This is a genomic window from Rhodococcus sp. BS-15, assembly GCF_000813105.1.
Taxonomy (GTDB): domain Bacteria; phylum Actinomycetota; class Actinomycetes; order Mycobacteriales; family Mycobacteriaceae; genus Rhodococcoides.
On sequence record NZ_BAOX01000131.1, the window covers coordinates 1 to 12,557 of the forward strand.

Here is a 12,557-nt window from a genome sequence, read left to right on the forward strand (position 1 = left end):
GCCACCCCCGACCCGCGCCCTGCGCGTCGACCAGCGGATCATCAGCCGGTACGCGGCAATCTCCGGAGACCGCAACCCGATTCACGTATCCTCGCTGGGCGCAAAGGCATTCGGGTTCCCGAAGACCATCGCGCACGGCATGTGGAGCGCGGCAGCCGTCCTGCAGACCGTCGAGGGTCGAATCCCGGAAGCTGTGAACTACAGCATCCGCTTCGGCAAGCCGATCGTCCTGCCCGCGACGGTGAACGCCTACGCCGAGGCCGTCGGCACCGGTTGGGACCTGTCGCTGAAGAACCCGAAGAAGGGCTACCCGCATCTGACGGGAACCCTGCGGTAACTGGCTCGCCGCTCGAACTCGAAGTTGTGGACGGATTTCCCCGGATTTCCGTCCATAACTTCGAGTTCGGCGTCTCAGGTGGTGGCGGTTTTCTTTCCTGCCAGGCCGCGCCACGCCAGATTCTCCAGTAGGTCCGCGGCCGCGTCGACCTCGATTTCACCGCCTGCCACTCTGTCGGCCACAGCCTCGCCCGCCCCGACCAGCGCGACGGCCATCAGCCCGAAGTTCTGTGACTGTTCCGGATCTCTCGTGCTCATGGCGAGCAGACCGGCCGTCAGCTCGATCAGCCGATCTCGGCTGCTCTGCACCTGCGAGGCGAACGCCTGCTGACCGATGGCCTGGCGGTAGAGCACCATCCATGACTTCCGGTTCTCGCCGACGAATCCGAGGAAACCGATCAGAGCCTTGCGCAACTGCTCGCGCGGCGTCAGCGTCGGATCTGCAGCAGGAGTCAGGGCCTCGACGAACTTGACGCCCTCGCGGTGGATGCACGCGGCGAACAACTCGTCCTTCGACCCGTAGTACAGGTAGAGCATCGGCTTGGAGATGGCCGCCTTCTTGGCGATCGAATCCATCGACGTCTCATGAAACCCGTTGTCGGAGAACACATCCACCGCCGCGTCGAGCATCTGCTGCTCGCGGACGGCGCGGGGCAATCTTTTGGTGCCGCCAGCCATGGACCCTCCAATACGTACGAAGTACTAGACGTTACTCCACAGTAAGGTCCAGTACCGCGCAATCAGGCCCCGCACGCCCCTTTGAACCGAGCAACCGTCGCGGCCGCCTCGTCCACCTGAGCCGCCGGCAGGCGTCCCGTCGCCACCGCGTCTTCGAGATTGTCCAACACCGCGGGCACCTGATCGGTGGTGAGCCACAGCGCCACATCGGCACCCGCGACCAACGCCGCCTCGACCGCGTCGACGATTCCGAGCCGCGCCGTGATCGCCGCCATGCCACTGAGGTCGTCGGTGAAGATCGGACCGTCGAACGGCGCGGCACCGTATCCGACGCCATCGCGCAACAGCGCCATCGTCGCCGGGCTGATGCTCGCCGGCACACCCGGCTCGGTCAGTCCGGGCACATCGAGGTGCCCCACCATGACGCCGACGCCGCTGTTGTTCAGCGCCGCGAACGGCAACAGATCCTTGGTCTTCAACTCGTCGAGTGACGGCGTCGTCACCGCGCCGGTATGCGAGTCACCCGAACCCGAACCATGCCCGGGAAAATGCTTGATGACGGGCTTCACACCCGCGTCTTCCAGACCCCGCGCGTACGCCCCCGCGTACTCGATCACGACCTGCGGATCGTCGGAGAACGACCGATCGCCGATGACGGAATCAGCAGGCTGACTGCTCACGTCGACCACCGGAGCGAAGTCGACGGTGACGCCGAGATCCTTCAACCCCTGACCACGCGTCAACGCCATCGAATACGCCTCGTCCACCGACACCGTCTGCGCCAGCACGCGCGCCGACGGGGCAGCGCCCAACAGATCCGCGACCCGCGAAACCCGCCCGCCCTCCTCGTCGATCGTGACCATCGGAGCCACCACGGAGGCGTCGAGCACCTGCGGTACTTCCCGATTGCCGAGCATCGACTCGTCGGTCCAACTGCCGACGAAGATGCCGCCGACCTGCTCGGTGGACATGATCGCCGCCGCGTCCGCAGTTCCGGTGACTCCGACGGTGAGCAACTGAGCGAGCCGCTGCCGCTCCGACAATCCGTCGACGAACGCAACGCAGCCGTCGACGGGCGGCACCGGTTGCGGCACCGTCGTGTCGACGGGGGGTGGTCGTCGACGCAGGGGCCGCCGACTGCGTGGACGCGACCTGCGCAGACTCGGTGGAGCACGAAACCAAGAGGCCGACACCGACCGTCATCACAGCAGCGGACCGAACCGAAAACCGAAGTCGCATGGAATACGACGGTAGCCGAGATCGTCGGTGTCGCTGCCCACCCGGGGTTCGGATCGATGCGCCTTTGTTGCACTCCGACCGACTGAAACCCACATCGATCCGCCGAAGGGTGAGGGTAATCTGGACGAACGCGACATGAGGAGGAGTTCGACCATGACCGCAGACCTCATACTCATTGCCTACGACGGCTCCGACAACGCCAAGCGTGCGATCGACTATGCCGGACGGTTTCTCACCACCTCACGTGCGATCGTCGTCACCGCGTGGGAGCCGATGGTGCGTCAGGCCGCTCGAATGTCCGGACTCTCCGGCGTCATGCAACCCGAATGGGTGCCCGACGACGAAGCCGAGGACGTAGCGCTCACCGACGCGAAAGTAACCAACAGCGAGGGCGTCGCGCTGGCCGAGGCCGCAGGCCTGAAGGTGGAGGGCCAGTGCACCGAATGCACCACCGCCATCTGGAGCGCGATCGTGGAGAAGGCCGACGAGATGAACGTCGACATCATCGTCACCGGCACCAGAGGCACCACCGGTCTTCGTGCGCTGCTCCAGAGTTCGGTGGCCGAGCATGTACTGCGACACAGCCATCGGCCCGTCCTGATCGTTCCGCCCGGCAAGTAACGCGTCCACCGGCCTGATGGGCGGGTGCGAGTGATACCGTGATGCCCGCGTGGGGGTCCACCTCGCCCGCTTCTTTCCTGAGCCGACTGACTGGAGAACCGAGATGAAGTTTGCTGTCCCGGGTGTCATTGCCGCCGTCGTCGGAGCCGTACTGGGTGCGGGCGTCGTCTTCGGAGTCACCGCAGCTGCAGCCGACAACTCTCGTCCGGATATCGATCGCTCCGGAAACGCCGACTCGTCCTTGCTGAACCAGGTTGAGTACGGCAGCCGCTGACGCTGGTCGCTTTCGTGAATCGGTGATCTCGGCCGAGCCGCTCGGCCGTAAATGGCTCTTCGGTGCCTCGATTCTGGCGTTCCTCCTCACCTTTCTGCAGGTCCCCGGCTTCACCGTCGCCGATACCAAGTACGACCTGGCTCAGAACCCTCTCGGATTTCTCGAACGCGCTTCCCATCAGTGGAACAGCGCGGCTCCGCTCGGCCAGGTGCAGAACCAGGCCTACGGCTACTTCTTCCCCCACGGTGCGTTCTTCGCCGGCGGTGATCTGCTGTCGATCCCGCCGTGGATCACTCAACGCATCTGGTGGGCGCTGCTGCTCATCGCCGGGTTCTGGGGAATCGTCCGGCTCGCCGAAGCTCTCGGTATCGGCAGCCGCAGTTCCCGTCTGATCGCAGCGACGGCCTTCGTGCTCTCGCCGCGAGTGATCACCACCCTCGCGTCGATCTCCTCGGAGACGATGCCGATGATGCTCGCACCGTGGGTGCTGATCCCGATGGTGCGGTATCTCGCCGGCGACGATGGGAAGCAGACAGTTCGACGCGCCGCCGCACAGTCTGCACTGGCGGTGGCCTTGATGGGCGCGGTCAATGCCGTCGCCACTGCCGCAGCCGTTCTGGTGGCCGTGATCTGGATGCTGACGCATCGGCCGAACAAGCGTTGGTTGGTCTTCGGCGCATGGTGGTCGGGCTTTCTGGTGCTCGCGACGCTGTGGTGGATCGTTCCACTGCTGTTGCTGGGCAAGGTCTCTCCACCGTTTCTCGACTACATCGAATCGTCCGGCACCACCACACAGTGGACGTCACTGACGGAGGTGCTGCGCGGCACCGGCAGCTGGACGCCGTTCGTCTCTCCCGAGCGAGTGGCCGGTGCCGTTCTGGTGACTCAGCCCGCGGCCGTCATCGCGACGGGCTTGATCGCGGCTGCTGGAATCGCCGGCCTGGCGATGAGGTCTATGCCCGCCCGCGGACGGTTGACGATCATGCTGTTCATCGGTCTGGTCGGACTCGGTGCCGGGTTCGTCGGCGATCTCGACGGTCCGTTCGCGGCTTCGGTTCGGGTGTTCCTCGATTCTGCAGGCGCACCGCTGCGCAACATCCACAAACTCGAGCCGGTCATTCGAATCCCGTTGGTACTGGGCCTCGCTCACCTGTCGGGCCGGGTTCCGCTGCCGGGTTCTGCGCCGCGATCGCAGTGGCGATCGGCCGTCGCGCATCCCGAGAAGCACCCCATGATGCGGTGACCGCCTTGGTCCTGGTGGCCTTGACGCTGTCCACCTCGCTGGCATGGACGGGCAAGCTTGCACCGCGAGGAGCGTACGAGGCCGTTCCGCAGTACTGGCACGACGCCGCGGACTGGCTCACCGAGAATGCGTCGGGATCGAGCCCCGACGGTTCCGACGCGCAGCGGGCCCTGATCGTGCCCGGCGCACCGTTCGCCCTGCAGACCTGGGGATTGACCCGAGACGAACCACTGCAGGCGCTGGCCACCACCCCATGGGCCGTCCGCGACGCCGTACCGCTCACCCCGCCCGGTGCCATCCGCGCACTGGACTCCGTGCAACGACTCTTCGCCGACGGTCGGCCGTCGGCCGGATTGGCCGATACCCTTCTGGGCCAGGGCATCAGCTACGTCGTCGTGCGCAACGACCTCGATCCCGAGAACTCGCGATCCACCCGTCCGGCATCGGTGCACCAGGTGCTCGACGGTTCGCCGGGACTCGAGAAGGTGGCCGAATTCGGTGAGGACGTGGCTCCCGGCCAGGTCGACGGCGTCGTACTCGACGGTGATCTGCGACCGCCGTATCCGGCTGTGGAGATCTATTCGGTGGGCGATTCGGCAGACATTCCTGCGTCCGGCCCCTACACCGTCGATCTCGATCGTGTCCCGGTTGTTCAGGGTGGTCCGGAGTCCATTCTGCGCTCGAACGAGTTGCAGAACAACGGGATTCGCAATCCGGTGCCGTCGGGCCCCACGCTGCTGGCCTCGGATGCAGCCGCGGCGGGCATTGCCGTGAACTCGGTGACGGTGACCGACACCCCGATGAATCGCGAAACGGACTTCGGCCAGGTCGACAATCACAGTTCTGCTCTGCGGGCCGCCGACGAGCCGCGACGTTCGCTCAACGAGGTGTCCGACTACCCGGTGTACGGGGCGAAGACCGTGGACGCCGAGTGGGAGGGCGCGACCCTGACGGCGTCGAGCTCGGCGTCGGACGCCACACAGATCGGCGGCAGCGCCCCCGGCAGCGGTGTCGCCGCCGCTGTGGACGGCGATCTGGCCACCAGCTGGATCAGCAACGGCATCGAACGTGCTGTGGGGCAATGGCTTCAGCTCGACTTCGATACTCCGGTACGCGGCGGGCTGCTGCGTATGCGCACCAGCCCGGGGACGATCGGCGACCCGGTGAAGTGGGTGGAGATCACCACCCCGAACGGCTCGACGGCCTCGCGCGTCGACGAGCCGGGTGAGCCGATGACGGTGTCGCTGCCGGGCGGTGAGACGCCGTGGCTGCGCATCACCGCGAAGTCGACCGTCGACGGAACCCGCGGCAGCCAGTTCGGCATCAGCGAGGTGTCGGTGGACGACCACTCCGACCGGGACAACCCGAAGCAGGTACCGATCGTGCACCGCGCGGTGCTGCCCGAGACTCCCGCCGGGGCAAGCGTCGATGCCTGGGAACTGGGCCAGGAATTCCCCGGCCGGTCCGGGTGCCTCGACACCGAGGATCGAATCCGTTGCAGCAGTGGACTGTCCAAGTCGCCCGAGGAACTGGGGCGCTTCTCACGCACGATCGACGTCCCGATGGGTACCGCCGTCATTCCCGATCTGACTGTCCGCACGCGTCAGTCTCCCGAACTCGAAGCGCTACTGGCGCAACCGGGGCGGCCGTTGGCCGGCGGGGCGTCGGACGTCGCCGACCTGCACGGCTCGGCGTTCGCCGCGACCGACGGTGATCCGCGTACGTCCTGGGCGGCGCCGGAGAAGTCGATCACCGATCGAGCCGGAACCAACCCCACCCTGACCATCGAATTGCCCGCTCCGACACTGGTGGACGGGCTCGAACTCAGCCCCAGCCTGGGTGCACTCCCGGCGCACCCCACCCGCGTCGCGGTCAACCTCGGCAACGGGCCGATGGTGCGCGACGTCGACACCGACGGCTCGACGACCCTCGAACTGGCACCGTACGTGACGGACCGGATCGTCCTGTCGATCGTGGACTGGGAGGGAGTTCTGGATCGAAACTCGTTGGGCTTCATCCAGTCTCAGCCTCCCGGCTTCGCCGAGGTGACGCCGCTGTCCGGTGGTGAACCGATCGGCGCACCGTACGACGGTGACCGCGAGATCACCGTGGACTGCTTCGCCGGCCCCATCCTCTCCATCGCCGGACAGACGGTGCGCACGTCGGTGACGGCCAGCGCGGAGCAGTTCCGTTCCGGCGAGCCACTGAAGGCATCGGTGTGCGACGCCGACACCCCGGTGAACGAGAACTTCGTCAACCCGGTATCACTGCCCGAGGGTCGCCAGGACGTGGTGGTGGAGCCGGGAGCGTCGTTCTTCGTCGACGGTATTCGGTTGCGCACCATGCCTATTCCGGCACAGTGGCCGACGAGCTCGGCACCGCAGGCCGCCAGGACCACCGCCTGGAGCCCCGATCACCGCGAGGTGACGCTGACCTCCACGACGGAGGATCGCTTGCTGGTCATCCCGGAAAGCAACAACAGTGGTTGGCGCGCAACCACTCCCGGAGGCGTCGAACTGTCCCCGGTGGTGGTCGACGGGTGGCAGCAGGCCTGGATCGTTCCTGCCGGGGCGTCGGGCACGATCTCGTTGGATTTCGCCACCGATCGCTGGTATCGACTCGGCATCTTCGGTGGGTTGTTGCTGCTGATTCCCCTGCTGTTCGCAGCGTTGCGTCGGCCGCGCAGCATGCCCGATCTCGGGCCCGCACCGCGGCCTTGGCAGAGCCTCCCGGCGGCGATCGTGACGCTGCTCGGAGCGACGATCGTGTTGGCAGGAATCGCCGGTGCTGCCGCTGTGGCCGTGATCGGTGTCGGTGCAGTGTTCCTGGACCGCCGCTACGGTCGCGCGCTCTCCTCGCGCGTGTTGGTCAGCGCAGCAGGCGGATTCGCTTTGCTGGGCGCGGCGCTGCTCTCGCTCGGTCCATGGCGATCGCCCGACGGGTACGTGGGCGAATCGTACGGAGTGCAGCTGGCCGCGCTGATCGGAATCGTCGCGTTGGCGATCAGTGCGATGCGGAAACCGTGACCGGCGTCTTCTTGGCAGCGAAGCGTCGTCGAGCAGGGTCTTCCACCAGCGCGTAGCTCGCCGCAGCCACCGGAATCGACAGTGCGAGCGTCACCGGCAACACGAACCACATCCCGCCCGAGAACGGGATGATGCCGAACACCGGGAACACGACGGCGAGCACAGCCAGATGCCAGATGAACAATCCGTACGACCAGCGGCCCAGCGTCAGCATCACAGGATGCTCGAGGAAGCGATGCCGGCGACCGTCCTCGGCGAGAATCAGCGGCGCGAGCATCGCGAAGGCCAATATCGCGCCGAGCAGGATCTTGATCTCGAACTGCCAGGCCGCCGGACGCACCAAGCCCTGCGGACCCGCCAGAGGAGTCGCCGACATGGCGAACGCGGCAACCGCGATGGACGACATGACAAATCGGCGACGAGCCAACCGATGCACCCAGGTCGGTGGCCCCACCGAGATCTCGGCGAGCAGCATCCCAGCCGCAAACCACGGGAAGTAGCCGGGGAGCCAGTTGTCATGGTGAATGCCGTCGGGGGTCGACACCGGAACGAATGCCCACGACAGCGTCAGCACCGCAGCGCCCAGAATGACTGGGATACGGCGGGCGGCGGCCGCGCCGCGCAGACGCACCATCAGCCAAGCGAACACCGGCAGCAGAAGATAGAAGGCGAGCTCGACCGACAGCGACCACATCTGCGTCAAGCCCTGGGTCAGGGTCAACGGCACGAACACCTGAGTGAACGACAGGTTCGCCAGCCACACGCGGTAGTCACCGCCGGCATCGGGAAGAAACAGCAGGATCAGTATCACGCCGACCCAGTAACCGGGCAGAATTCTCGCGAGCCGCGAACGGAAATAGCGGCCGAGCGGCTGGGCACTCCGATGACCGCGGGCCGCCGCCGCGTGCGGACGCCACAGCAGGAATCCCGACAGCGAGAAGAAGATCGCCACAGTCAGGTCGAACCTTCCCCAGATATGACCCAAGATCGGCGACGTCGCGCCACCGGTCTGAAAGGCCACGTGGGTGACAACGATTCCGATACACGCGACGGCACGCATCCCCTCGAGTGACGGTACGAATCCACGAAGCGGGACAACGCCTGCCGAACGGGTCTGTGTGCTCATGGTGGCCTCAAGTGTGCCGTGTCGAACCGGCGCAGACGAGACCGGTGCCACTGTCGACTGTTACTGTCACCTGCGACGTGTCGTAATAAATCGGGCATCGGGTCGGGGCGAACGTGTTTCCCGCCCGCGGTGTCTTCCATGAAGCGGTCAACTAAGGAGATTCAGCATGGCGGAGCGCTCAGGGCCGAGCCGGATACTTGCCCTCGTACTCATCGGCTTGGGCGCGTTTCTGGTGGTCGCCGCCATCCTCATTCCCACGTACACGGTGTCGGCGCTGGAGAAGACGCCGTTGGACCTCGAGGTCACCACCGTCTCCACCGGCGAAGGCAGCGTGCTGGAGAGGACCTCGCTCGCAGCCGGACGCGTCGTCGTCGACCAGAACGTTCCGATCGTCTCGCAGCGATTCGTCACCGTCGAGGAACCCTCGGACGCCGACATCATCACGGTTCAGGCCGGAACGACGTTGCGTCGCACCGACAAGCAGGCCGATACCGGGTTGCTGTCCGCCACCGTGGACCGCGTGACTCTCGATCGCAAGTCCTCGATGCCCGTCGAGAGCCCGATCGGCACCATCCAGGTGGCAGGCGACATGCCCGCCGAGGAAGTTGCCCACACCGGTCTGCAGTACAAGTTCCCGTTCGATGCAGAGCAGAAGAGCTACCCGTACTTCGACATCAACACTCGCCAGTCCCAGGACATCGACTTCGTCGAAGCAACCGAGATCAACGGCACGCCGGTGTACATGTACCAGCAGACGATCGCACCGGTCGATCTGTCGACCGTCGCGAACCTGCCGACCAACAAGGTGACCCTGCCCGCCGACACCTGGGGTGTCGAGGGTGGAGACGCACCGGTGACGATGACCCGCTGGTACGAGAACACCCGCACCCTGTGGGTCGAGCCCGAGACCGGCGTCATCGTCAAGGGTGAAGAGCAGCTTCACCAGTACTACGCGCGCGAGGCAGGCCAGCCCGAGGTCGACGTCCTCAATGTTCCGCTCACGTTCGACCAGAACACGGTCGAATACCAGATCCAGCAGGCCAAGGACGGCCAGGATCAGCTCTCCCTCTTCGGCCGTACCGTCCCGATCATCGCCGGAATTCTCGGTGTCATCTCGCTGATCGCCGGAGTGTTCCTGCTCCTGCGCGGCGGTGGAAACGGCGGACATCGTCAGCCGGCCCGTACGGACACCGCTCCACGACCGACCCCCGGCGGCGGAGCAGCTCCCGCGCCTTCGAGCAACCGTGATTGGACGACGGATCGCACCGAAGAGATTCCGAGGACGAACCTCAACAAGGAGTAGGTGCGCTGCGCGCAGGAGTGGAGCCTGCGGAACGACCCAGATGAGCAGTGGCGTGGTTGAGTGCCCGTGAGGGCGCACAACCACGCCACTCGTCTATGTGGAGACGGGACTGAACTCAGCGATGCTCCCCGAATCGGTGCGGTCATGGTGGCCGGGTCTCGTGGTCGACGGCCCGCTGACCGGTGGTGCGCGAAACGACATCTGGTCCGGAAAACTCGATGGGGTCCGCGTTGTCGTCCGTCACTCACGTCGCACTCTTGATTCTCGATCCTGGGAGTGGCACCTACTGCGCCACCTCCACGAACGTGGCATCCACGTGCCTGTGCTCCTCCCGTCGTCGGCGGGCAACTCGGACGTCGACGGCTGGCACGTCTACGAGTACGTGGAAGGTTCGCACCCCGAACCGAAGGACCCTCGGATCACCGACGCCCTGGCCGAGGTTCACGCCGCAACCGTGGGCTGGCCGCAGCGCCCGGGGTCGGCGAGTGCGACCGATCTCTCGGAACTCCTCGTCGGTGGCGACGTCGACTTGACCGCACTGCCAACAGGTTTGGCCCATCGGATAGTCGATGCGTGGCGAAAAGCACGAACGCAGTCCCCGACATGCGTGGTCCATGGCGATGCGGGTGCGCGCAATGCGATCATCGACGAGCACGGCCGCTGCGTGTTGATCGATTGGGACGAAGCGCGGGTGGACCAGCCCCACTACGACCTACCGATCGGGCCCGCCGAACTCAGAGCGAATCTGGCGTGGGAGATCGCCACGTGCTGGATACCCGAACCCGATTACGCCAGGTCACTGGTGCAGGACTTCACCGACGCAGACCCACGTTGATCGATTTCGAATTCTGTTGTAGCCGAATGACTTTCTAGCTGACAGAGCGATGGGTTTGTAGGGCCCGCTAGCGATCCACGCGGTTTCCCCACAACACCAGTCCACACACCACCACCATTGTCACCGCTGCGGTGACTGCGGCGACGACGACGAATTGCGCGAGTGTCGACGCGACGAACAGCAACAGCAACACCTCGACGCCGAGGGCGAACCAGGCGACGAGAGCGAGGTGGGTGCGCTCGCCCGCGATGGCCCACAGCAACGCGCTCTGCAGCACGGCCAGGCACGCACCCTGCAGCACGAACAGCCAGACGTACTTCTGCACACCGGAATACGTATCGCCCACCACCAGTGGCAACAGCGGAGACGCCAGCGCGCCGCCGACCACCAGAACCGTACCGAGCCCCGCGACGACGGCCAGCGCCGATCGCACCGCGGAGGCCGAATGCAGCGGGTTCGCCATCCGCGGATACAGAACGACGCCGACGCCTGCGGCAACCAGAACGCTGCCTTGGACGCGACAGCACCCACGGCGTACAGCCCGGCTTCGTTGGAGCTGAGCAGCGTGCGCGCCAGCACCAGATCCAGCGCCGACATCGCGATCAACACCAACTGCACCTGAGACGCCTGCAGCACGGCCAGAACCGTGACCTTGGTTTCCGAGACAGAGTTCACCGGCACCCCGGCCGTCCATCGCGCACCGAGCGCCACCACGCCGATGCCCGCGGCCGTGGCAAGAAGAACCGAACCAGGACCACCGCCGAGCACCAACACCAGCACGGCCGGAGCCACCTTGCCGAACCCGGCGGCGGCCAACACGACACTCAGAGCTCCGAATCGCCCACGTCCCTGCAACAAACCCTGTTCGGCGGCCAACAGCACCAGCACCGGCGCAGCGATGACCGCCGACACGGTCGCCGCCATCGAGATGTCCATGGCCGCAGAGAGTGCGGGTGCCAGTGCCAGAGCGAGCACCCCCACCACCGCCGCACACCGGTACCCCACTGTTCGCAGTTCGCGAGAACTGCGCCCGCGCACCACTTCACGCGCAACGACGGACTGCAACGCCAACGCCGGAACCGCGAGAACCAATTGCGCGGCAAGCAGACTCGCGAATTCTCCGTAGCCCTCGACGCCGAGCATCCGGCTCGCCAGAACCTGCAGCAGGTACGCCGCAACGTTCGCGAACATCGAACCGGCCGTCACCATCCCCATCCCGGCGACCGACGCACCCGCGGTGTGCTCTGCCTCGGACGAGGCGCGGAAAGACATGAGCCCACGGTATAGGGTGCCGATCATGGCGTGGTCGAGGTCGAGGTGGACACCGCCGCTCTACAGCCTGCTGCTCGCACTGGTGATTCTCGGCCCGCTGCTCGGTCCCGGCTATCTCCTGCTGCGCGACGCCGTCAGCACCCCCCCGTTCCTACTTCACCGACTCCGCCTGGGGAATCGCCGACGCGGCCGCGAGGGCAGTACCGCAGGACGCCGCTATCGCCGCGCTGTCGACGGTGTTCGACGGTGGTCTGGTGGTCAAGTCCATTCTGCTGCTGGCCCTGTGGCTGACCGGATGGGGCGCAGCGGTGATAGCACGAACGATGCTGCCGACAGCCCCACTACCCGCACTGCTCGTGGCATCGACGGTGGCGGTGTGGAACCCGTACGTCGCCGAGCGACTGCTGCAGGGGCACTGGAGCCTGCTCGTCGGATACGCCGCCCTCCCGTGGACTGTGGTCGCTGCACTCGCGGTCAGAGATGGCCGTTCCTGGTGGGCGCTCGCAGTCTGTCTCGCTGCTGCCGGACTCACCCCCACCGGCGCGTTGCTCGCCGCAACCATCGCCTGGTGGTCCTCGCCCTCCCCGGGGGGTGCTCGACGCGG

General features: G+C 66.0%; 9 protein-coding genes and 3 pseudogenes. 8 read left to right on the forward strand and 4 right to left on the reverse strand.

The features are described 5' to 3' along the window. Nucleotides 1-337: MaoC/PaaZ C-terminal domain-containing protein (locus RHBS_RS15570; RefSeq protein ID WP_272913865.1), on the forward strand; the 337-nt coding region annotated here is incomplete at its 5' end. A 74-nt stretch (nucleotides 338-411) separates the two neighbouring features. Here the strand turns inward: RHBS_RS15570 and RHBS_RS15575 are convergent. Further along, nucleotides 412-1,014: a TetR/AcrR family transcriptional regulator gene (locus RHBS_RS15575; protein WP_032396646.1), complete on the reverse strand. Its 603-nt coding sequence runs from the start codon at nucleotides 1,012-1,014 to the stop codon at nucleotides 412-414. A 62-nt stretch (nucleotides 1,015-1,076) separates the two neighbouring features. Continuing rightward, a pseudogene (locus tag RHBS_RS15580) lies at nucleotides 1,077-2,253 on the reverse strand (glycoside hydrolase family 3 N-terminal domain-containing protein). Between the two features lie 153 nt (nucleotides 2,254-2,406). Between RHBS_RS15580 and RHBS_RS15585 the strand changes: the two are divergent. The 4 genes from RHBS_RS15585 to RHBS_RS15595 all read left to right on the forward strand — a co-directional run bounded on the left by RHBS_RS15585 (nucleotide 2,407) and on the right by RHBS_RS15595 (nucleotide 7,417). Then, a complete protein-coding gene (locus RHBS_RS15585; RefSeq protein ID WP_027495380.1) occupies nucleotides 2,407-2,874 on the forward strand; it encodes a universal stress protein in 468 nt (155 codons plus the stop codon). 103 nt (nucleotides 2,875-2,977) lie between these two features. After that, nucleotides 2,978-3,148 carry a DUF2613 domain-containing protein gene (locus RHBS_RS15590; RefSeq protein ID WP_082073827.1) on the forward strand — a complete coding sequence of 57 codons (171 nt, stop codon included), beginning with the start codon at nucleotides 2,978-2,980 and terminating at the stop codon, nucleotides 3,146-3,148. 22 nt (nucleotides 3,149-3,170) lie between these two features. Further along, nucleotides 3,171-4,391, forward strand: a complete 1,221-nt coding sequence (locus tag RHBS_RS32295; RefSeq protein ID WP_374700611.1) for an alpha-(1->3)-arabinofuranosyltransferase family protein — start codon at nucleotides 3,171-3,173, stop codon at nucleotides 4,389-4,391. Continuing rightward, complete coding sequence (locus RHBS_RS15595) at nucleotides 4,388-7,417, forward strand: alpha-(1->3)-arabinofuranosyltransferase family protein (protein WP_374700612.1); 3,030 nt, start codon at nucleotides 4,388-4,390, stop codon at nucleotides 7,415-7,417. Before RHBS_RS32295 ends, RHBS_RS15595 begins: the two co-directional genes overlap by 4 nt. Here the strand turns inward: RHBS_RS15595 and RHBS_RS15600 are convergent. Continuing rightward, on the reverse strand, nucleotides 7,395-8,543 hold the full coding sequence (locus tag RHBS_RS15600; protein WP_237669267.1) for an acyltransferase: 1,149 nt from the start codon (nucleotides 8,541-8,543) through the stop codon (nucleotides 7,395-7,397). The two genes, RHBS_RS15595 and RHBS_RS15600, sit on opposite strands and share 23 nt — an antisense overlap. A gap of 166 nt (nucleotides 8,544-8,709) precedes the next feature. Here RHBS_RS15600 and RHBS_RS15605 point away from each other — a divergent pair, with 166 nt between their 5' ends. Both RHBS_RS15605 and RHBS_RS15610 read left to right on the forward strand, forming a co-directional pair. Beyond that, complete coding sequence (locus tag RHBS_RS15605; protein ID WP_128645980.1) at nucleotides 8,710-9,846, forward strand: DUF3068 domain-containing protein; 1,137 nt, start codon at nucleotides 8,710-8,712, stop codon at nucleotides 9,844-9,846. Between the two features lie 121 nt (nucleotides 9,847-9,967). Beyond that, nucleotides 9,968-10,681: a phosphotransferase enzyme family protein gene (locus RHBS_RS15610; RefSeq protein WP_128645981.1), complete on the forward strand. Its 714-nt coding sequence runs from the start codon at nucleotides 9,968-9,970 to the stop codon at nucleotides 10,679-10,681. A gap of 67 nt (nucleotides 10,682-10,748) precedes the next feature. Here the strand turns inward: RHBS_RS15610 and RHBS_RS15615 are convergent. Continuing rightward, a pseudogene (locus tag RHBS_RS15615) lies at nucleotides 10,749-11,953 on the reverse strand (polysaccharide biosynthesis protein). 25 nt (nucleotides 11,954-11,978) lie between these two features. Here RHBS_RS15615 and RHBS_RS15620 point away from each other — a divergent pair. Then, a pseudogene (locus RHBS_RS15620) lies at nucleotides 11,979-12,557 on the forward strand (hypothetical protein); the annotation flags it as partial.